The organism is Phenylobacterium sp., from assembly GCF_016793285.1.
Taxonomy (GTDB): Bacteria; Pseudomonadota; Alphaproteobacteria; order Caulobacterales; family Caulobacteraceae; genus Phenylobacterium.
Genome location: NZ_JAEUMO010000082.1, coordinates 1 through 20,311, shown reverse-complemented (window position 1 = coordinate 20,311; position 20,311 = coordinate 1). Strand labels below are relative to the sequence as shown.

The 20,311-nt window shown below is 70.6% G+C and carries 14 protein-coding genes and 1 pseudogene; 7 read left to right on the top strand and 8 right to left on the bottom strand.

The window, feature by feature from the left end; translation table 11 throughout:
• Positions 1-309 precede the first annotated feature (309 nt).
• The 5 genes from JNL41_RS08765 to JNL41_RS08745 form a co-directional block, all read right to left on the bottom strand.
• Positions 310-2,394, bottom strand: a complete 2,085-nt coding sequence (locus JNL41_RS08765; protein ID WP_293474083.1) for a M13-type metalloendopeptidase — start codon at positions 2,392-2,394, stop codon at positions 310-312.
• Positions 2,395-2,499: 105 nt separating this feature from the next.
• A complete protein-coding gene (locus tag JNL41_RS08760; RefSeq protein WP_293474081.1) occupies positions 2,500-2,925 on the bottom strand; it encodes a copper chaperone PCu(A)C in 426 nt (141 codons plus the stop codon).
• Between the two features lie 8 nt (positions 2,926-2,933).
• Positions 2,934-3,653, bottom strand: a complete 720-nt coding sequence (locus JNL41_RS08755; protein WP_293474079.1) for a DJ-1/PfpI family protein — start codon at positions 3,651-3,653, stop codon at positions 2,934-2,936.
• 18 nt (positions 3,654-3,671) lie between these two features.
• Positions 3,672-5,723: a TonB-dependent receptor gene (locus tag JNL41_RS08750; protein WP_293474077.1), complete on the bottom strand. Its 2,052-nt coding sequence runs from the start codon at positions 5,721-5,723 to the stop codon at positions 3,672-3,674.
• Between the two features lie 63 nt (positions 5,724-5,786).
• Positions 5,787-6,182, bottom strand: a complete 396-nt coding sequence (locus JNL41_RS08745; protein ID WP_293474075.1) for a hypothetical protein — start codon at positions 6,180-6,182, stop codon at positions 5,787-5,789.
• An 86-nt stretch (positions 6,183-6,268) separates the two neighbouring features.
• On the opposite strand from JNL41_RS08745, the gene JNL41_RS08740 reads away from it, so the two are divergent.
• From JNL41_RS08740 to JNL41_RS08730, 3 genes are all read left to right on the top strand, one after another.
• On the top strand, positions 6,269-8,050 hold the full coding sequence (locus JNL41_RS08740; protein WP_293474073.1) for a cation:proton antiporter: 1,782 nt from the start codon (positions 6,269-6,271) through the stop codon (positions 8,048-8,050).
• A gap of 544 nt (positions 8,051-8,594) precedes the next feature.
• Positions 8,595-9,797 (top strand): outer membrane beta-barrel protein, encoded by a 1,203-nt coding sequence (locus tag JNL41_RS08735; protein WP_293474071.1) that lies wholly within the window; start codon positions 8,595-8,597, stop codon positions 9,795-9,797.
• Positions 9,798-9,941: 144 nt separating this feature from the next.
• On the top strand, positions 9,942-10,385 hold the full coding sequence (locus JNL41_RS08730) for a DUF559 domain-containing protein (RefSeq protein ID WP_293474069.1): 444 nt from the start codon (positions 9,942-9,944) through the stop codon (positions 10,383-10,385).
• A gap of 51 nt (positions 10,386-10,436) precedes the next feature.
• On the opposite strand, the gene JNL41_RS08725 is transcribed toward JNL41_RS08730, so the two are convergent.
• Positions 10,437-10,907, bottom strand: a complete 471-nt coding sequence (locus JNL41_RS08725) for a winged helix-turn-helix transcriptional regulator (RefSeq protein ID WP_293474067.1) — start codon at positions 10,905-10,907, stop codon at positions 10,437-10,439.
• Between the two features lie 103 nt (positions 10,908-11,010).
• Here JNL41_RS08725 and putA point away from each other — a divergent pair, with 103 nt between their 5' ends.
• Positions 11,011-14,100 carry a bifunctional proline dehydrogenase/L-glutamate gamma-semialdehyde dehydrogenase PutA gene (gene putA / locus JNL41_RS08720; RefSeq protein WP_293474065.1) on the top strand — a complete coding sequence of 1,030 codons (3,090 nt, stop codon included), beginning with the start codon at positions 11,011-11,013 and terminating at the stop codon, positions 14,098-14,100.
• Between the two features lie 95 nt (positions 14,101-14,195).
• Here putA and JNL41_RS08715 read toward each other — a convergent pair whose 3' ends face one another.
• Positions 14,196-15,308 (bottom strand): FAD-binding oxidoreductase, encoded by a 1,113-nt coding sequence (locus JNL41_RS08715; RefSeq protein ID WP_293474063.1) that lies wholly within the window; start codon positions 15,306-15,308, stop codon positions 14,196-14,198.
• A 92-nt stretch (positions 15,309-15,400) separates the two neighbouring features.
• On the opposite strand from JNL41_RS08715, the gene JNL41_RS08710 reads away from it, so the two are divergent.
• The 3 genes from JNL41_RS08710 (at position 15,401) to JNL41_RS08700 (ending at position 20,050) form a co-directional block, all read left to right on the top strand.
• Positions 15,401-17,182, top strand: coding sequence for an SLC13 family permease (locus JNL41_RS08710; RefSeq protein ID WP_293474061.1), 1,782 nt, complete (start codon positions 15,401-15,403; stop codon positions 17,180-17,182).
• Between the two features lie 272 nt (positions 17,183-17,454).
• The gene (locus tag JNL41_RS08705) at positions 17,455-19,317 is read left to right on the top strand and encodes a ribonucleoside-diphosphate reductase subunit alpha (RefSeq protein WP_293474059.1); all 1,863 of its coding nucleotides are present in this window, start codon (positions 17,455-17,457) and stop codon (positions 19,315-19,317) included.
• A gap of 109 nt (positions 19,318-19,426) precedes the next feature.
• Complete coding sequence (locus tag JNL41_RS08700; protein ID WP_293474057.1) at positions 19,427-20,050, top strand: lipid A-modifier LpxR family protein; 624 nt, start codon at positions 19,427-19,429, stop codon at positions 20,048-20,050.
• Positions 20,051-20,070: 20 nt separating this feature from the next.
• On the opposite strand, the pseudogene JNL41_RS08695 reads toward JNL41_RS08700, so the two are convergent.
• Positions 20,071-20,311: pseudogene (locus JNL41_RS08695) on the bottom strand (glutathione S-transferase family protein); the annotation flags it as partial.

Below are 20,311 nucleotides of genomic sequence, written 5' to 3'. Positions count from 1 at the left end.
GAGAGACATGAAGGCGCCAAGTCCTGAGGTCTCCGGCGTTTCGGGGAGGAAACGCCCGCTCTATCAGAGCGACTGCTCAAGGCGGCCCGCAGCGACTATCCCCCGCTGCGGGCCGATTCTTTTCCCGGTCCACGCCATTTTCGACAAGTCAGTCAAAAGGCAAACGCCGCGCAGGGGTGCGCTCCCGATTCAATGAAACCGCGGAATACGCGGAATGGCGCGGCGCAAGTTCCGCGTTCTTCCGCGCTTCCGCGGTTCTAAAAATGAGGAAGCCTCCGCTCGCGCGGAGGCTCGAAGGGGTTCACAGCCTCACCAGATCCGCACGCGCTTCTCGGGCGGGAGGTACATCGGGTCTCCGGGCTGCACGTCGAAGGCCTCGTAGAAGGCGTCGATGTTCCTCATCGGGATGTCGACGCGGGCGACGGGCGGCGAGTGCGGGTCGCTGACCAGGATCTGCTTCATCAGGTCGTCGCGGTACTTGCCGCGCCAGACCTGCGCCCAGCCCAGGAACACGCGCTGGTCGCCCGTGAGCCCGTCGATGACCGGGGCCGGCTGGCCCTTCAGCGACAGGTGGTAGGCGTCGAGCGCCAGCAACAGGCCGCCCAGGTCGGCGATGTTCTCGCCCATGGTCAGGTCGCCGTTGATCTTCGCGCCCGGCAGAATCTCGGTGGCAGAGTACTGCTCGCCGAGGATCCTGGCCTGGGCGTTGAATCGGGCTTCGTCGGAGGCCGTCCACCATTCCGCCAGGCGGCCGTCGCCGTCGGACTTGCGGCCCTGGTCGTCGAAGCCATGGGTGATCTCGTGGCCGATCACGCCGCCGATGCCGCCGTAGTTGATGGCCGGGTCGCCCTCGGGGTCGAAGAACGGCGGCTGCAGGATCGCGGCCGGGAAGACGATCTCGTTCTTCGTCGAGGAGTAGTAGGCGTTGATCGTGCCCGGGGTCATCTCCCACTCGCCGCGGTCGACGGGGGCGTTGATGCGTCTCACGCGATAGTCCCACTCGAAGGCCGAAGCGCGCTCGATGTTGCCGTAGAGGTCGTCCGCCCGGATCGCCAGCGCCGAGTAGTCCCGCCACTTGTCGGGGTAGCCGATCTTCACGTTGAACCTGGCGAGCTTCTCGAGGGCCTTGGTCTTGGTCTCGGCGCCCATCCAGTCGAGCTTGCGGATGCGCGCGGCGAGCGCGCTGCGGATGTCGCCGACCAGGGCCTCCATCCGCGCCTTGTTCTCGGGCGGGAAGTAGGCCTCGACGTAGAGCTTCCCCACCGCCTCGCCGAGGTTGCCGTCGACGGTGTCGACCGCACGCTTCCAGCGCGGACGCTGTTGCTGGACGCCTGAGAGCGTCTTCGAGCGGAATTCGAAGCGGGTCTGGTCGAAGGTCTTCGAGAGGTACGGCGAGGCCTGGTCGATGGTGGTGAAGGCGAGCCAGGCCTTCAGCGTCTCGAGGTCGGTCCTGGCGAACACCTGGGCGATCTTCGGGAACGCCGTGTTCTCGGCGACCACGACGCGTTTGGCGGCGCCGAGGTCGGCGCCGGCCAGGAACGCGGTCCACGGGAAGCCGGGGGCGAAGCTCGCCAGCCTGGCGGTCTCGACGGGGTTGTAGGTCCGGTCGTCGTCGCGGCGCTCGGCGCGCGTCCAGGAGACCCTGGCGATCTCGGTCTCCATGGCGACGATCGCCTTGGCGCCGGCCTGCGGGTTGGCCCAGCCCCCGAGCTTGAGCATCTTGGCGATGTAGGCCTCGTAGGCCTCGCGCTGCGGCTTGAACCTGTCGTCGAGGTAATAGTCGCGGTCGGGCAGCGTGATGCCGCCCTGCCCGAGGTAGACGGCGTACTTCAGCGGGTCCTTGGAGTCGTCGTAGATCTGCGGATCGAAGAAGCTGCGGCCGAAGCCCTTGGCGGTGGCGCCCATCAGCCGGGCGATCTCGTCTCGGCTCGTCGCGGTGCGGATTTTAGCGAGGTCGGGCGCCAGCGGCCTGGCTCCCAGGGCCTCCACCTTCGCCTCGTCCATGTAGCTCTTGTAGAGCGCGCCCACCTTGGCCTCGGGCCCATGCGCGGCGCCGGCGGCCGAGGCCTTGTCGATGACCGCTTTCAGGCGGTCGCGCGACAGTTCGTCCAGGGCATTAAAGGCGCCGTAACTGGAGCGGTCGGCCGGGATCTCCAGCTTCTCCATGTAGACGCCGTTGGCGTAGCGGAAGAAGTCGTCGCCGGGCTTCGCCGAGCGGTCCATGCCGGCCGCGTCGAAGCCCCACGGCCCCATGCGCGGCGCCCTGGTCAGGTCGCGGACGGCCGTTTCGGGCGCGGTGGCGCCGTCTGCGGCAAAGGCGGGGCAGGGAAGCAGGACGGGCGCGGTCACGAGCAGGGCGGCCGCGGACGCGGCGGCGAGCGGGAGGGTCTTCATGGGTGAGGTCGTGCTCTCTCGATGAGGCGCAGGGACGATGAGGCGGAACGGCGCGATCATGCCCCCGGCCCGGCCCGTTACGCGCGTTACATTTTTGTCAGGCGGTCATTTGCGGACGGGCGGCGCGAGACCCACGACGAACGACGCCTTCACCCGGGCTCCGCTGGCGAAGACGAGGGTGGCGGGCAGGGTGTCGCCGACGTTCAGCGCCTTGGTCAGGCCCATGAACATCAGGTGGTATCCGCCCGGGGCGAATGTGACGCTCCGGCCCGCCGCGACGGGCACGCGGGCCACCATCTTCATCGACGCCATGCCGTTCGCGATGGACGAATGGTGGATCATCACATGGCCGGAAAGCGGGCTCTCGGCGGCGACGAGGGCGTCGGCCGGGCCCGCGTTGCTGAGCGTCATGTAGCCTGCGCCGGTGGAGCCCTGGGCGGCGGGTCGGCTCCAGGCGGCGGAGACCTTCGGGGCGGCTTGCGCCGACGCTGCGGCGAGCGTCAGCGCGGCGGCGGTGATCAGGAATTTCATGTCGGCCCTCAACCGATGGCGAACGGATCGTTGTTCGGATCCTCGCTCCATTGATACTCCAGCAGCCGCGCAAGCGTGCGCGCCGCCTCCTTGCCGTGCAGGCGGGCCACCACGCCCAGCGCCATGTCGGTTCCGGCCGAGACGCCCGAGGAGGTGATGTACTTGCCGTCCTCGACCCACCGTGCATGCCTCACCCACGTCACCCCGCCGCCCTGCTGCTCGGCGAGGGCGAAGAACTTCTTGTTCGACGTGGCGCGGCGGCCCTTCAGCAGGCCCGCCCTCGCGAGCAGCGCCGAGCCCGTGCAGACCGAGGTGGTGAACTCGGCGCCGCGGTCGGCGTCGCGCAGGTACTGCAGGAACGTCTCGTTCCTCAACTGCGCGAACGTGCCGACGCCGCCCGGCGTCATCACGATGTCGAGCGGCGGGGCGCTCGCGAAGTCGTGGTCGGCCACGACCGACACGCCCTGCGCCGAGCGCACCGGCCCCGCCGTCTGGGCGACGAAGATCACCTTCAGGTCGGGCGTGTTGGCCCACATCTCGACGGGGCCGAAGACGTCCAGCACCTCGAAGTCCGGGTAAAGCACCACGCCGACGGTCTTCTTCTTGCCAGCGGCCGGGGCCGGAGAGGGGGCCTGGGCGGTCGCCGTCCGCGAATGGGCCAGCAGGACGCCTAGGCCCAGGGCGGCGCGCGCCATCCAGCGGCGGCGGGTGTCGATGTTGTCGCTCATGAGATCCTCCCTTTGGGTTCAGAAGCCGGCGCTCAGGCCGGCATAGACGGCGCGCCCGTCGCCGGGCCAGTAGGCGGCGCTGGTCGCGCCGGCGGCGATCTGCGCCTGGACGTTGGAGACGTAGGTCTTGTCCGCCAGGTTGCGGGCGTCGAGGAACAGGCTGACGCGGTCGTTCAGCGCATAGCCCGCGCCCACGTTGAAGACCGTATAGGCCGGCGCGCCGGTCGTGTTCCGGTAGTCGACCCAGACCGCCGAGGCGGCCTCCAGCGAGGGCGCGACGAACCACCCGGCGGGGTGCTGCCAGCGCAGCTCGGCGCGGTAGAAGCGCCTGGGCGCGATCGGCAGGCGGTTGTCGCCGTACTGGCTGTCCCCCCGGAAGCGGAAGTCGGAGAGGGTGTAGGTCTGGCGCAGGCGCAGCCGCCGCGTGATGTCCCAGTCCAGCGCCGCCTCGACGCCCTGGTGGACGGTGTCGCCGGCGTTGAAGGTCGAGGCCGGGATGTTCGGCGCCACGGTGAACTGCAGGAGTTCCTTCCTGAGCTCCGCCCGGTAGGCGGTGAGGTCCCAGGTGAGCGGGCCGCGCCGGCCGCGCGTCCCGACCTCGGCGGTCCATGCGACCTGGGCCTTCACCGGGGCGAAGCCGGTTCCGGTGGGCGAAAGCGAGCCGTGGTTCGGCGGCTCCACCGATTTGGTCAGGTTGGCGAACACCTGCGCGCCGCCGTCGTCTTCCCAGAGGAGGCCGATGCGCGGGGCCAGCCATTCGTAGTCCCTGGACGCCTTCAGGTCGAAGGTCGCGGGCTGAGCGGGGATCGCGTACTGCCGGTAGTCGCGGCCGGCGGCGCCCCAGGTCGCGCCGGCCACCAGCGCAAGCCGGTCGGTGACGAAGAGGCGGCCCTCGCCGAAGACGTCGGCGGCGCCGGCGTTCTGTCGGGTGCGGGAGGTGGGTGCGCCGCGCGCGCCCCTCACGTTGATGTAGAAGTTGGAGTCGAGGTCGCCGGCGCGCAGCCAGGCGCCGAGGTAGGCGTCGGCCCGGCGCCCGCCCAGCTCGCCCTGCCAGTCCAGGCGGCCGAAGGCGCCGTAGTTGCGGCTTTCCTGGTCGATGACCTGGAAGATTGGGTGGTCGAGGTCTTTCCAGACGCCGTAGACCGCGCCCTCGAACACCGCGCTGTCGCCGAGCCGCCAGGTCGTGCGGAGCGACGATCGCACGCCGCGCTGGTTGCGGCCCTGATCGCTGGCGTAGTTGCCGGGCGCGGGCTGGCGCGGGTCGGCGTCGAACTGAGCGCGGGTGAGCGCGCCGGGGATCTCCTGGTTGATGTTCGAGCCGTTGACGATGAGGCGGACCTCGCGGTCCTCGCCGAAGCTGCGGCCGACGTTCAGCGAGCCGAACTGGATGTTCTGCTGGCTCTGCGGCCGCCAGCCCTGGCCACGCTGGTTCGTGACCGCGGCGTAGACGTCCCAGTCGCCGGCCCGGAGCGCCACCGCGCCGTGCTCGCGGTGCATCCCGAAGCTGCCGCCGTCGACGCGCAGCAGGGCGCCGTGGCCGGCGGTCCTCCCGGTCGGCGTGACCATGTTGATCGCACCGCCCAGCAGGGCGCCGCCGAAGCGCAGCGCGTTGCCGCCGCGGTAGACCTCGGTGAAGCGGGTGGTGAGCGGATCGGCGATCTGGCTGTCGCCGTAGCCGTCGGCCTCGTTCAGCGGCACGCCGTCCTGGGCGATCAGCAGGCCGCGATTGTGGTTGGCGTTGCCGATTCCGGATCCGCGGATGGAGATGCGGACGTCGCCGCCCCACTTCTTCTGGGCGTAGACGCCGGGCGCGTCGCGCAGGATGTCGTCCAGGGCCACGGCGAAGCGGCGGGCGTAGCTCTCCTGCGAGATCACCGAGACGGCGCCGGGCGTCTCCGACAGGCGCTTGCGCGCATCCTGCACGACGGGCGGGTCTTCCGGGTGGCGGGCGCCGGTGACGATGACGCTGTCGATGGTCGTGGCGGCTTCGTCGGCGGCGGCGCAGGCGAGGGCGGGCCAGGCGCAGGCGCCCAGCCAGATGGCGCGCGCGAGGGCGCGATTGCGGGACATGGATGCGGGATTCCGAACGTGAAGGACGGGCGCGCGTAGGGCTCGCGCGCGGGCGGCGTCGTTTCAGGCGTTCGGGGCGGGCGGTCCTCGGGGGGGCGGCGGCGGCGCGGCCAGGCCGTGGCCCGGGCTGACCGGCGCGGCGTGGGGCGTCAGCGAAGGCTGCGCCTCGGCGTAGCGCACCATCTCGACCGGCGTGTCGGCCACGGCGGGCGTTGCGACGGGCGCAGGGCAGATGCAGTGGTCGCAGCCGTGGGCGGGCGCGGTCGGCTGCGGGCCGCCGGGGAGGTCGGCCGAGAGGCCCATGTCGGTGCAGATCGTCATGCCCGGCCCGACCAGCGGCGAGGCCGCGGCGTAGGCGGGGAACAGCGCCTGGACGAGCAGCGCGAAGACCGCGACGAGCGCGATCAGGGCGCGGCGCTCGGCCTGCGGCGTGATCTGAACGGTTTTCGACCTTCCCACAGGATCGCGCTTCTAGAGCGCTGGCGGGATTCCGCAAGCGGCCCGCGTAGGCCATAGTGACGCCGTCCAGACAATTGGGAGACCGGATGGCAGGCGAGGTTCAGCCCGGCGCATACAAGGATGTGGTGCTGTTCCTGGCCACGGCAGGGGTCGTCGTCCCGCTTTTCCGGCAATGGCGTATCAGCCCGATCCTGGGATTCCTGGGCGCCGGCGTGCTGCTGGGCCCCTACGGCCTGGGCCAGTTGGCGCGAGAGATCTCCTGGCTGGATGCCTTCACCATCGCCAATCCGGACGAACTCGCGCAGCTCGCCGAGTTCGGGGTGGTGTTCCTGCTGTTCGCCATCGGCCTCGAGCTGTCGTGGGAGCGCCTGCGGTCGCTGCGCCGCTACGTGTTCGGCCTCGGCGCGCTGCAGGTGGCGCTGTGCCTGAGCGCGACCGCGGGCGTGGCCTACCTCACCGGCCAGGCCCCGGCCGCGGCGATCGCGCTGGGCGCGGCGCTGGCGCTGTCGTCCACCGCCATCGTGATGCCGATCCTGACCGAGCAGAAGCGCCAGCATGCGGTGGCCGGGCGCGCGACCTTCTCGGTGCTGCTGTTCCAGGACCTGGCGGTGGCGCCGATCCTGGTGACGCTGACGCTGATGGGCGACCGCACCGACCAGCCGCTCTCGCCCGCCCTGCTGCTCTCGTTCCTGCCGGCGATCCTGGGCGTGGCGTTCCTGTTCCTGTTCGGCCGCTTCCTGATGCGTCCGATGCTGCGCTCGGTGGCGCGGGCGAAGAGCGAGGAGCTGTTCGTGGCCGCCTGCCTGCTGGTGGTGGTGGGCGCGGGGCTGGTCAGCGCGATCACCGGCCTGTCCATGGCGCTCGGCGCCTTCATCGCCGGCCTGCTCCTGGCGGAGACCGAGTTCCGCCACGAGGTCGAGGTGCGGGTCGAGCCGTTCAAGGGTCTGCTGCTCGGGCTCTTCTTCCTGTCGGTCGGCATCGGGCTGAACGTGCCGCTGCTGCTGGACCGCCCGCTGGTGATCCTCGGCTCGGCGCTCGGGCTGCTGGCCATGAACACGGCGATCATCTTCGGCCTGGCGCGGGCGTTCGGCCTGAAGACCAAGAGCGCCATCGAGGCGGCGTTGCTGCTGGCGGGCGCCGGCGAGTTCGCCTTCGTCATCCTGGGACAGGCGATGACCGAGGGGCTGGTGCGGCGTGACGTGGGCCAGACGGTCCTGGTCGCCGCGACGCTGTCGATGTTCTCGATCCCGTTCCTGGCGCAGCTCGGCCTGCGGCTGGGCGGCCGCCGCGTGACGCCCGCGGAGCAACCCACCGAGAAGCCGGACGCAGCCCCCGACGCCGCGCCGAAGGTCCTGGTGGTGGGCTACGGCCGCGTCGGACGCCTCGTCGGCGACATGCTGCGGCGTCACGACCTCCCCTGGGTCGGCGCGGAGCTGGATCCGCGGCTGGTGGACCAGGGGCGGCGCGCCGGCGAGACCATCTACTTCGGGGATGCCGCGCGGGCCGACTTCCTGCTGCGCTGCGGGCTCGCCGACGCTCCGGCGCTGGTCGTGACCATGGACGATCCCGAGGGCGTCGAGACGATCGTCGCCGTGGCCCGCGAACTGCGGCCGGACCTGACCATCGTGGCCCGCGCCCGCGACGCGCGCCACGCGCAGCGGCTCTACGACCTGGGGGCCACCGACGCGGTGCCGGAGACCGTCGAGGCGAGCCTGCAGCTCTCGGAGGCGGTGCTGGTCGAGATCGGCGTCCCGATGGGCCTGGTGATCGCCTCGATTCACGAGCGGCGCGACGAATTCCGCAAGGCGCTCAACCGGCCCGAATCGCTCGGTGGCCGCGCCCGGCGTTTCCGCGAGCGGCAGGGCTGACCGCGCCGCGTCGGAATGGCGCCGAAATCACGGCCCTCCGAAAAAAACGATCCGGCGCGCGATGGCGCGGAACCAAGCGTGGCCTTGCTCGTTGACGGGCTGACGCAAGGCGGCGCCTGCGGTCGGGGAAAATGTGCATGACCGGCATCGGCTCACGGGAGACGGAGAGTGCGGCGGGGCAATCCCGGCCGCGCCCGGCTGCGTCACCGACGCGTCTTTACAAGGAAAGCCAAGGACTTCGGTCAGAAATCGACGGACGCATCCCGGCCGTCGGCAGAGACTTTCGGAGGGACTGGCGATGAGATTCGGGCCTGAGCGGCCGTCGCCGCGCGGGTCAGGAGGGGATGTTCTGTTTGCGGTTCCGGGCAAATCCAATCATTTGCGCGGGATCGGGGCTATGACGTCCTGGTAGAGCTTGGTAAAGGCTGGCGAAATTGCGCTCCGAGTGTGGCCCCGGCGACACTTTCGCAACCATCCGGCCTTGTTATAACGGCGGCTGGGTCGAACGGCCGCACCACCTGAGGGCAACGAGAGGGCTCTGATTATGAAGTTGAAACTCCTGGCTGGGGCCGCGATGGCTGCGGCGTTCGCCGCATCCGGCGCCGCCGCCCAAGAAGGTTGGTACGGCGCCGTGGATCTCGGCTACCACTGGCCCCAAGAGTTCGAGATGACGTCCTCGAACAACGCGCCGAACGGCGCGCCGTATAACTGGGACTTCAGCCAGGAAGACGACTGGGCCGGCTTCGCCCGTCTCGGCTACCAACTGACCGATCACTGGCGCGTCGAGCTGGAAGTCGGCTACCGCTCGGGCGACATCGAGTCGATCCGCGGCGGCGCCAACCAGGCGATCGTGGGTCTCTGCACCCCCGGCGTCACCCGCACGCCCGCGGCTCCGGCCTGCGGCAAGCCGGACGGCGACGTGTCGGCTTGGACGGTGATGGGCAACATCATCTACGACATCGCGCCCAACAGCGTGATCAACCCGTTCATCGGCGCCGGCATCGGCGCGAACCACATCTCGACGGACGTCACCGGCCAGTTCTCGAACGTGCCGGTCGGCACCGCGGCGGCCAACGCCATCCAGAACCTGACGATCGACGACGACGACACGGCGTTCGCCTATCAGTTCATCGCGGGCCTCGCCTGGCGGGCCACCGACCAACTGCGCGTCGACCTCACCTACCGCTACCTCGCGGGCTCGGACGTGGACTTCACGTCGACGGGCAGCGTGGCGACCGGCCTGCAGCCGGGCGTGTTCTCGGGCGAGTACAAGGACCAGGCGGTGACGCTGGGTCTGCGCTACATCTTCGCGGTGGCCGAGCCCCCGCCGCCCCCGCCGCCCCCGCCGCCTCCGCCTCCGCCGCCTCCCCCGCCGCCGCCGCCGCCCCCGCCGCCTCCGCCGGCGGCCTACGAGGCCAAGCAGTTCATCGTCTACTTCCCGTTCGATCAGTACGTGATCACGCCGGAAGCCCAGGCGGTGATCACCGATGCGGCCAACTACGCCAAGGGCGGCAACGCCACCCGCGTCGTGGTCGTCGGCCACACCGACAGCTCCGGTTCGCCGGCGTACAACGTCCGTCTGTCCGAGCGCCGCGCCAAGGCCGTCGCTGACGCCCTGGTGGGCTCGGGCGTGAACCAGACGACCCTCTCGGTCGACTGGAAGGGCGAAACCCAGCTCGCGGTCGCCACCGGCGACGGCGTGAAGGAACCGCTGAACCGCCGCTCGACGATCGACATCAACTTCTAAGTCGATCGCTCACTGCGAATGATTGGAGCCCGGCCGAAAGGCCGGGCTCTTTTCATTTCCCTCCCTTGATGGGGAGGGACAGACCGCGACGCGGCCAGGGTGAGGGAGTGTGACCCAGAGCGAGGCGACCAGTGATCAGCCTTCTTGACGAAGGAACAAAAAGAGAACATCCATCTCGGGATGAGGCCAGAGATCAAGCGCGGCCGCGAGATGCGGCAAAGCATGAGCGAGCCGGAGGTGATGCTCTGGAGTCGGCTGAAGCGACTTCGGGAGCGCGGCTACGCGTTCCGGCGGCAGTTTCCGTTCCGCGGCTACTTCTTCGACTTCGCGTGTCTCTCGTATCGACTGGTGATCGAAGTCGATGGCTCACAGCACAACGACGACCTTCAGGCTGACCATGATTTGGTCCGCGATCGGATTGCGCGGCGCGAAGGCTTCATTGTGCTGAGGTTCTCCGCGACCGATGTGCGAGGGAATCTGGGCGGTGTGGTGGATCACGTCATCCATGTGCTCGAGGGTGCTCGGCGCGTTCGGGGTGGGACGGCAGAGCACGAAGCGCCGCGCTTGGAGCACACTCCCTCACGCTGACCGCGCTGCGCGGTCTGTCCCTCCTATCAAGGGAGGGAAAAGTGCTCTGCGCTAGATCGGCAGCGCCGTGGTGGACTTCACTTCCTCCAGCACCGCGTAGGTTCGGGTCTCGCGCACGCCGGGGATGCGCACCAGCACGTCCTCCAGGAACTTGCGCCAGGCGGCCAGGTCGCGGACGCGGCTCTTGATCAGGTAGTCGAAGCCGCCGGCGACCATGTGGCATTCGAGGACGTCGGGCGCGCGCCGCGCGGCGGCGGCGAAGGTCTCGAAGACCTCGGGCGTGGTGCGGTCCAGCACGACCTCCACGAAGATCAGCACCCCGCGCTCGACCATCTGCGGGTCGATCAGGGCCGCGAAGCCGGTGATGTAGCCGCTCTCGCGCAACCGCCGCACGCGGTCGGAGCAGGCGCTGGGCGAGAGGTTGCACCGTTCGGCGAGTTCGGCGTTCGAAATCCGGCCGTCGGACTGCAACGTGCGGAGAAGCCGGCGATCGGTGTCGTCCAGCCGCAGATTATTCGCCATGCACGCGCTCCAGCCGGGAGTCTTCGGTGATCTCGGATATATAACGTAGCACATTCGGAGAAGTGTGGATTACTCCGAAGACTACTAGTCGCGGAGCACTCTCATGGCGTTCGATCACCTGGACGACGGCAAGTTCGCCGACGAACGCACGGCGCTGGCCGATCTCCTCGCGGGCCGCCCGCTCGGCCCGCAGGACCGCGAGGCGGTGCAGGGCGAGGCCGAGGCGCTGGTGCGCGCCGCGCGCAAGGCCGCCGACCGCCAGGGCGTGGTCGAGAGCTTCCTGCAGGAGTTCAGCCTGTCGACCCGCGAGGGCCTGGCGCTGATGTGCCTGGCCGAGGCGCTGCTGCGCACGCCCGACGAAGAGACCCGCGACCGGCTGATCGCCGAGAAGATCGCCTCCGCCGACTGGGCCAGCCACGCCGGCCGGTCCGACTCGCTGCTGGTCAACGCCTCGACCTGGAGCCTGATGCTCACGGGCAAGCTGATCGACCCGGACGAGGAGGCGCGCAACGACCTCTCGGGCTTCATCAAGCGGCTGGCCGGGCGGCTGGGCGAGCCGGTGATCCGCCGCGCCGTCGGCGCCGCCGTGCGGATCATGGGCGAGCAGTTCGTGCTGGGCGCCACCATCGAGAAGGCGCTGAAGCGGGCTGGCGACGACGGCTTCATCTGCAGCTACGACATGCTGGGCGAAGGCGCCCGCACCGACGCCGACGCCGACCGCTACGAGGCGGCCTACGCCCGCGCCATCACCGTGGTGGGCAAGGCGGCCAAAGGCCAAGGCCCGGAGCGGGGCCACGGCATCTCGGTGAAGCTGTCGGCGCTCTCGCCGCGCTACGAGGCGCGCCAGGCCGAGCGGGTGATGGCCGACCTCTACCCGCGCGCGCTGCGCCTGGCCGAGGCGGCTGCGGAGGCCAACATCAACTTCACCCTCGACGCCGAGGAAGCCGACCGGCTCGTGATCTCCCTGGAGATCCTGGACCGGCTGGCGCGCGAGCCGGCCCTGGGCACGTGGAAGGGCCTGGGCCTTGCGGTCCAGGCCTACCAGAAGCGCGGGCCGCGCACGATCGAGGCGGTGGCCGGCATCGCGCGCGCGTCGGGCCGCCGGCTGATGGTGCGGCTGGTGAAGGGCGCCTACTGGGACTCGGAGATCAAGCGCGCCCAGGTGGCCGGGCTCGAGGGCTATCCCGTCTACACGACCAAGGCCGCGACCGACGTCAGCTACCTGGCCTGCGCCCGCGCGCTGCTCGGCGCCGCGCCGCACCTCTATGGCCAGTTCGCGACCCACAACGCCCACACCTTGGCGGCGGTGCGGTTGATGGCCAGCCAGATGAGCCTGCAGGTGGAGTTCCAGCGCCTGCACGGCATGGGCGAGGCGCTCTACGCCGCCGCGCACGAGCGCTACGGCGACTTCCCGCTCAGGGTCTACGCCCCGGTGGGCAGCCACGAGGACCTTCTGCCCTACCTGGTGCGCCGCCTGCTGGAGAACGGGGCCAACACCTCGTTCGTCCACGCCCTGCTCGACGAGAAGACGCCGGTCGGCAAGGTCGTCGTCGATCCGATCGCGGCGGTGGAGGCGGCCGGCGCCGGGCCGCACCCGCGCATCCCGCTGCCACGCGACATCTACGGACCGTCGCGCAGGAACTCGATGGGCCTCGACCTCTCCATCGCCGAGGTGCGCGATCGACTGGCCGCGGCCATCGACGCGCTTCCGGCATTGCAGGGCGCGCCGATCGTCCGCGGCAAGCTGATGGCCGACGGCGCGGGCCAGCCGGCGCTCTCGCCGCAGGACCTCGGCCGCGAGATCGGCCGCGCCTGGGCCGCCACGCCGTTGCAGGTCGGCACGGCCTTCGCCGCCGCCAAGGCCGCGCAGCCCGCCTGGGACCGCCAGGGCGGCGAGGGCCGCGCCAAGGTGTTGCGCGCCATGGGCGATGCGCTCGAGGCCTCGCGCGAGCGCCTGATCGCCATCTGCGTGCGCGAGGCCGGCAAGACACTGGCCGACGCCATCGCCGAGGTGCGCGAGGCCGCTGATTTCTGCCGCTACTATGCCCACCTGGCCGAGCGGCAGTTCGCCCAGCCCGACACCCTGCGCGGTCCAGTGGGCGAGACGAACCAGCTCAGCCTGCACGGCCGCGGCGTCTTCGTCTGCATCAGCCCCTGGAACTTCCCGCTGGCCATCTTCACCGGCCAGATCGCCGCCGCGCTCGCGGCCGGCAACGGCGTGTTGGCCAAGCCGGCCGAGCAGACGCCGATCATCGCCACCGAGGCGGTGAAGCTGTTCCACGCCGCGGGCGTGCCGGTCGACCTGCTGCACCTCCTGCCCGGCGACGGCGCGACGGTGGGCGCGCAGCTTACGGCGCATCCCGGCTGCGACGGCGTCGCGTTCACCGGCGGCACCGACACCGCCTGGGCGATCAACCGCACGCTGGCGGCGCGCCAGGGGCCGATCGTGCCGTTCATCGCCGAAACGGGCGGGCTGAACGCCATGTTCGTCGACACGACGGCGCTGCGCGAGCAGGTGATCGACGACGTGCTGACCTCGGGCTTCGGCTCGGCGGGCCAGCGCTGCTCGGCGCTGCGCATCCTGTTCGCGCCGCACGACACGGCCGACCTGCTGATCGAGGGGCTGCAGGGCGCGATGAAGACGCTGGTGGTCGGCGATCCGGCCGATCCGCGCACCGACATCGGCCCCGTGATCGACGAGGAGGCGAAGGCCGCGCTGGACGCCCACGTCGCGCGGCTGAGGAAAGGCGCCAAGGTGCTGGAGCGCCTGGATGTCCCGAAGGGCGGTCACTTCTTCGCCCCCACCCTGGCCGAGATCCCCGACGCGTCCTTCCTGCAGAAGGAGGTGTTCGGGCCCGTGCTGCATGTGGTGCGCTACGACCCCGCGAAGCTGGCTGAGGCGGCCGCGCCGCTGGTGCAGGCCCGCTACGGCCTGACGCTGGGCGTCCACTCCCGCATCGAGGCGTTCGCCGAGGAGGTCCGGCGGACCGTGCCCGCCGGCAACGCCTACGTGAACCGCTCGATGATCGGCGCGGTGGTCGGCGTGCAGCCGTTCGGGGGCGAGGGCCTGTCCGGGACCGGCCCGAAGGCCGGCGGCCCGCATGCGCTGCTGCGCTACGCCGTCGAGCGCGCCGTCAGCGTCAACATCACGGCCCAGGGCGGCGACCCTGCGCTGCTCAACCTGGACGCCTAGGAGCTCTCCCCCGAGGAGGCCATCCCGGGCCTGACCGCGCGGGCGGGTGGGGCCGGGATGGCGCTTTCCTCTTCCTACGTCGTGCCGCGCGCCCGCTAGATCAGCCGCGCCGGGCCGAGGTCGGCCGCCGTGACGCCTTGCGCCTTCAGCGCCTCATGCACGTCGCCCGTGGTTGCCAGAGCGGCTGTCGCCATGGCGAGCGAAGGCGCGGTCTGGATGCCATAGCCGCCCTGGCCGGCGAGCCAGAGGAAGCGGGGCTCCCGAGGGTCCGGGCCGACGACGGGGATCCGGTCGGGCGCGAAGGTGCGCAGGCCCGCCCAGCGGTGGGCGACGCGGCGGACCGTCTCGGTGGTGGCCTGCTCGAAGTGGTCCACGGCGATGGCGACGTCCAGTTCGTCGGGCTGGCAGTCGCAAGGCTCGGACGGCGTCTCGTCGGCGGGCGAGAGCATCAGGCCGCCGCCGTCGGGCCGGAAGTAGAACGTCTCCTCCACGTCGATGACGAAGGGCCAGTCGCCGATGCCGTCCTTCGTCGCCGGTTCGATCTTCAGCGCTGTGCGGCGCAGCGGCGTCAGGCCCAGGTCGCCCAGGCCTGCGAGCCGTCCGACCTCCCCCGCCCAGGCGCCGGCGGCGTTGACGACGGTGTCCGCTCGATATTCACCCATAGGGGTCGCGATCACGTATGACGCGCCGATCCGCTGGAGGCCGGTGACGCGCGCCCCGGTGACGAGCCGGGCGCCGCGGGCCTTGACCAGGCGCAGGAAGCCCTGCAGCAGGGCGTCCACGTCGATGTCGGCCGTGGCCTCGTTGATTGCGCCCGACCAGTCGATCCCGGGCTTGAGGATCGGGCAGAGCCGCAGGATTTCGTCGCGGTCGACGGGCCGCAGGGCCGCGCCGTGGGTCTCCAGCATCGCGGCCAGCGCCGCGGTCTGCCCCGGCTGGGCGATCTCGAGCTCGGCGCGGGGGCGGACGAGCGGATGCTCGGCGAAACCGGGCGGCGGGTTCCAGAAGAAGTCGCGGCTGGCGCGGGTGGAGGAGCAGACGGCGGCGTGGCCGTAGGTGTCGATGTAGCTGGCCGCCGAGCGGCCGGTGGTGTGATAGCCGGGCTGGTCCTCGGCCTCGAGGATCGTGACGGACCCGTGCTCGGCCAGGAAGGCGGCGGCCGACGCGCCGGCCAGGCCCGCGCCGATGACGAGGAAGCGGCTCTCCATCCGTCCCTTCTGCGGCGCCGGCGCGCCCGCGTCCACGCAGCGAACGGCGCCGCTTCGCGTTCTTCAGGTCGGGAACCCCGAGGGACAGGGCCATGACCCTTCAGCAGGCGCTGGCGTTCGCGCTGGTCGGCGCGACGATCGTGGGCTTCATCTGGGGCCGCTGGCGCTACGACGCGATCGCGCTGGGCGCGCTCCTGGCGGGCGTGGCGCTGAACGTCGTGCCGGCGAAGGCGGCGTTCGACGGCTTCAAGAACGACATCACGGTCATCATCGCCTGCGCGCTGATCGTGAGCGCGGCGTTCGCCAAGTCGGGCGTCGTGGAGGTCGCGCTGCGGCCGCTGCTCGGCCGGCTGAGGGGCCAGGCGTCGCAGGTGGCCCTGTTCACCGGGGCCGTGACGCTGCTCTCGATGGTGACCAAGAACGTCGGCGCGCTCGCGATCATGCTGCCGATCGCACTGGCGGTGGCGAAGCGGACGGGCACGCCGCCGTCGCGGCTGCTGATGCCGATGTCGTTCGGGGCGCTGCTGGGCGGCGCGGTGACTCTGGTCGGCACCTCGCCGAACATCATCGTCAGCCAGGTGCGCGAGGAGATCGTCGGCCGGCCGTTCGGGATGTACGACTACGCGCCGGTGGGCCTGTCGGTGACGGCGGCCGGGTTCGCGTTCCTGATGGTCGGCTTCCGCCTGCTGCCGAAGCACCGGCCGACGCCAGAGACGATGGACGCGGCGCTGGCCGCCAATCCGTATGTGACCGAGGCGGAGATCCCCGGCGGCTGGGATGCGACGCGGGCGACGACCGTGGCCAAGCTGGGCCGGATCGCGCACGGCGAGGTGCGCGTGCTGGCGCTGCTGCGCGACGGCGAGCGCCACGCTCCGCCGCACCCGAACATGCGGCCGCGGACGGGCGACGTCCTCTTGCTGGAGGGCGAGCACGGGGCGCTGGACGACCTGATCGCGCGCCTGAAGCTCAGGATCACGCGCGCCGACCGGCCCATCGTCATCGAGACGCCCACCGAGGAGGCGCGGGTGGTCGAGGCGGTGATCGGTCCGGACTCGCCCCTGGTCGGCCATTCGGTGCGCGAGGCCGACCTGCACACCGCGCACGGCCTGAAGTTGCTGGCGGTGAGCCGCACCGGCTATCGCATCTCAAGCGCGCTCAGGACCCTGAAGCTGCGCGCCGGCGACATCGTGGTGCTGGAGGGTTCGGAGCGGACCCTGCCCGGCGCGATGAAGCTGATGGGATTCCTGCCGCTGGCCGAGCGCCAGGTGCGGCTGGGCGGTATCCGCCATACCGTGGGGCCGCCGCTGATCCTGGCCGGCGCCATGGTGCTGGTGGCCTTCCAGGCCGTGCCGGTGGCGATCGCCTTCTTCGCGGCGGCGATGCTGATGATCGCCATCGGCGCGATCCGCATGCGTGAGGCCTATGCGGCGCTGGACGGGCCGCTCCTGGTGCTGATCGCCGCGCTGATTCCGGTGTCGGACGCGATCCGGGCGACCGGCGGCGCGGACCTGATCGCCCGGACGCTGGCGCACCTCTTCGAGGGACGTCCGCCGATCCTGGCGCTGGCGGCGGTGATGGCCGTGGCGATGGCGGCGACGCCGTTCCTGAACAACGCCGCCACGGTGCTGATCGTGGCGCCCGTCGGCGCGAGCCTGGCGAAGCTGTTGGGCCTGAACCCCGATCCGTTCCTGATGGCGGTGGCCCTGGGGGCGGCGTGCGACTTCCTCACGCCCATCGGCCACCAGTGCAACACGCTGGTCATGGCGCCCGGCGGCTACCGGTTCGCGGACTACCCGCGCCTGGGCGCGCCGCTGACGCTGCTGGTGCTGGTGGCGGGAACCGCGGCGATCGCGCTGGTGTGGCCGCTGACCTGACGCCCGTCCCCTCGTCGCGCTGCCGGCTCGCGGGACAGATATCACAAGCTCGTGAGGCGAGTGGGCGTCCGGGAGTCCCGCCGAGACGGGCGGGGTGCGCGTTAACGTCTCGTTAGCGAAAAAGTCTGTGCGCGGGCCGGCGTCCTCATTGACGAGTCAAACGACCGATGGCCCCATATGTGGGTTGTTCGGGACAGCACCGACACAACATGTAGGGGCTGGAAGCGGGTGGGGGAGACGACCCCGCTTCCCACGAAGGCAGGTCGAGGGACATGAGCGAAGCGGCGAAGGTTGGGATTGCCGAGACTTCTGAACGGGTTGCGCCGCAGGCGTCGGCGCGCCCGCAACTGCAACTGGTGCGCAAGGTCGAGGTCGACCGATCGCGCGACGCCCTGCTGACCGACTTCGGCAAGACGACCCTGGAAGACCGCTACCTGCTGCCCGGCGAAAGCTACCAGGACATGTTCGCCCGCGTCGCGACCGCGTTCGCCGACGACGCCGACCACGCCCAGCGGATCTACGACTACATCTCGCGTCTGTGGTTTATGCCGGCGACGCCGGTGCTGTCGAACGGCGGCGCCCAGCGCGGCCTGCCGATCAGTTGCTTCCTGAACGCGGTGCCGGACAACCTGGAAGGCATCGTCGGCGTCTGGAACGAGAACGTGGCGCTGGCGTCCAACGGCGGCGGCATCGGCACCTACTGGGGCGGCGTCCGCTCGATCGGCGAGAAGGTGAAGGGCGCGGGCCAGACCAGCGGCATCATCCCCTTCATCCGCGTGATGGACAGCCTCACGCTGGCGATCAGCCAGGGCTCGCTGCGGCGCGGCTCGGCGGCCGTCTACCTCGACGTCCACCACCCCGAGATCGAGGAGTTCCTGGAGATCCGGAAGCCCTCGGGCGACTTCAACCGCAAGAGCCTGAATCTCCACCACGGCCTGAACATCACCGACGAGTTCATGGAGGCCGTGCGCGACGGGGCCCTGTTCGGGCTGCGCTCGCCCAAGACCGGCGAGGTGATCCGCGAGGTCGACGCCCGCTCGCTCTGGCAGAAGATCCTGGAGATCCGCCTGCAGACCGGCGAGCCCTACCTGATCTTCTCCGACACCGTGAACCGGATGATGCCGCAGCATCAGCGCGACCTCGGCCTGACGGTGCGCCAGTCGAACCTGTGCAGCGAGATCATGCTGCACACGGGCAAGGACCATCAGGGCGAGGAGCGGACCGCCGTCTGCTGCCTCTCCTCGGTCAACGCCGAGACGTTTCTGGAGTGGCGCGACCACCCGACGTTCGTCGAGGACGTCATGCGCTTCCTCGACAACGTGCTGGAGGACTTCATCGTCCGCGCGCCCGCCGAGATGAAGAACGCGGTCTACGCCGCGCGGCGCGAGCGGTCGGTCGGGCTAGGCCTGATGGGCTTCCACTCGTTCCTGCAGAGCCAGAACGTGCCGTTCGAGAGCGCGATGGCGAAGAGCTGGAACATGCGGCTGTTCAAGACGCTGCGCCGCCAGTGCGACGCGGCCTCGCGCAAGCTGGCCGCCGAGCGCGGCCCGTGCCCGGACGCCGCCGACCGCGGCGTGATGGAACGCTTCAGCCACAAGCTGGCGATCGCGCCGACCGCGTCGATCTCGATCATCTGTGGCGGCACGAGCGCCGGCATCGAGCCGATCCCGGCCAACATCTACACGCACAAGACCCTCTCCGGGACCTTCGCGGTGAAGAACCCCTACCTGGAGAAGATCCTCGACGCGGCCGGCCAGAACACGCCCGCGATCTGGGACTCGATCCTGGCGCACGAGGGCTCGGTGCAGCACCTCGACTTCCTCGGCCAGGACGACAAGGACGTCTACAGGACGGCGTTCGAGATCGACCAGCGCTGGATCATCGAACTCGCCGCCGACCGCACGCCCGACATCTGCCAGAGCCAGTCGGTCAACGTCTTCCTGCCCGGCGATGTCGACAAGTGGGACCTGCACATGCTGCACTGGACGGCGTGGGAGCGCGGTTGCAAGTCGCTCTACTACCTGCGCTCCAAGTCGGTGCAGCGGGCCAGCCACGCCGGGGGCGAAGAGGTCGCCGCGGTCGAGATGCAGATCGAAGGCAAGACCGACTACGAGGAATGCCTCGCCTGCCAATAGGCGGGCCGGGCAGCCGGCGGTCGCCCTGCCGCAATTCGCGCGTGGCGGTTTTGGCCTTGCGGGGCGGGCGCTTCCGGCGAAACATGATCCCGGGAACGGGGAGTAGCGCATGCGTGGGGTCGCGCTCGTCGTCGGGGTGATGAGCTGTGCGGCCGCGGGCGCCGCCACGGCGCAGAGCCGTGTTCCCGATCTCACCGCCGCCCTGAACGCGTCCGCGCTCAGCCGCTCGGCGCTCAACGTCGCCATCCGGAGCTGGCCGAAGGCGGTGAGCTTCGCGTCCGACGGGCTGGAGTTCGAGGTCGCGCCGCACGCCGGCTTCGGCGTCTCCGAGCGCGGGCGCGGCGCGGCCGAGGGCGGCGCCACGCTGACGGTCTCGCCCAGGACCCGGGGCGAGCGGGCGATGGCGCAACTGCGCGACATGGGCGTGAAGGACGGCCAGAGCTTCGGCGACGCCGGCCGCTGGTATCTGTTCGCCGCCGCATCCGGCCAGGCGGTGGGGCTCAACATGACCCGCTCGGACCGGGGCGGCTGGGACCGCGCCGGCTGGTCGACCGACAACACCGGCGCCCTGGTCGGCGACGCCCAGGTCGGCGTCGGCTGGCGCAAGGGCGACATGCAGAGCTCGCTGGGCGTCATCCACCGCGAGGTGAAGGGCAAGCACATGATCTGGGGCCAGCAGACCCGCGAAGACACGGTCGCGGCCTTCACCTTCAGCTTCCGGCCGCAGAGGTAGCGAACGCCGCCTGTGGGGCCCTACAGCCGATCCCACCCTGCGAAGAACGGATAGCGTTCGGCCCAGAGGGCGGCGAGGCGCGGGTCGGCGTCGATGCGGCGGACGGCTTCGCCCATGCGCGGGGCGGCGGCGTAGAAGCGCCGGCGGCGCGGGCGGAAGCGGGAGACGACGGCGACGTAGAGGTCGAGCATGGTGAGCTCGTCGCCCAGGATGTAGCGGCCGGGGTCCACCCCGGCCTCCATGATCGCCCAGCAGTCGCAG

What these genes read in the sequence shown, in the direction of transcription:
- JNL41_RS08765 (WP_293474083.1), bottom strand. Translation starts at nt 2,394, where the DNA reads ATGAAGACCCTCCCGCTCGCCGCCGCGTCCGCGGCCGCCCTGCTCGTG.
- JNL41_RS08760 (WP_293474081.1), bottom strand. Translation starts at nt 2,925, where the DNA reads ATGAAATTCCTGATCACCGCCGCCGCGCTGACGCTCGCCGCAGCGTCG.
- JNL41_RS08755 (WP_293474079.1), bottom strand. Translation starts at nt 3,653, where the DNA reads ATGAGCGACAACATCGACACCCGCCGCCGCTGGATGGCGCGCGCCGCC.
- JNL41_RS08750 (WP_293474077.1), bottom strand. Translation starts at nt 5,723, where the DNA reads ATGTCCCGCAATCGCGCCCTCGCGCGCGCCATCTGGCTGGGCGCCTGC.
- JNL41_RS08740 (WP_293474073.1), top strand. Translation starts at nt 6,269, where the DNA reads ATGGCAGGCGAGGTTCAGCCCGGCGCATACAAGGATGTGGTGCTGTTC.
- JNL41_RS08735 (WP_293474071.1), top strand. Translation starts at nt 8,595, where the DNA reads ATGAAGTTGAAACTCCTGGCTGGGGCCGCGATGGCTGCGGCGTTCGCC.
- JNL41_RS08725 (WP_293474067.1), bottom strand. Translation starts at nt 10,907, where the DNA reads ATGGCGAATAATCTGCGGCTGGACGACACCGATCGCCGGCTTCTCCGC.
- putA (WP_293474065.1), top strand. Translation starts at nt 11,011, where the DNA reads ATGGCGTTCGATCACCTGGACGACGGCAAGTTCGCCGACGAACGCACG.
- JNL41_RS08715 (WP_293474063.1), bottom strand. Translation starts at nt 15,308, where the DNA reads ATGGAGAGCCGCTTCCTCGTCATCGGCGCGGGCCTGGCCGGCGCGTCG.
- JNL41_RS08710 (WP_293474061.1), top strand. Translation starts at nt 15,401, where the DNA reads ATGACCCTTCAGCAGGCGCTGGCGTTCGCGCTGGTCGGCGCGACGATC.
- JNL41_RS08705 (WP_293474059.1), top strand. Translation starts at nt 17,455, where the DNA reads ATGAGCGAAGCGGCGAAGGTTGGGATTGCCGAGACTTCTGAACGGGTT.
- JNL41_RS08700 (WP_293474057.1), top strand. Translation starts at nt 19,427, where the DNA reads ATGCGTGGGGTCGCGCTCGTCGTCGGGGTGATGAGCTGTGCGGCCGCG.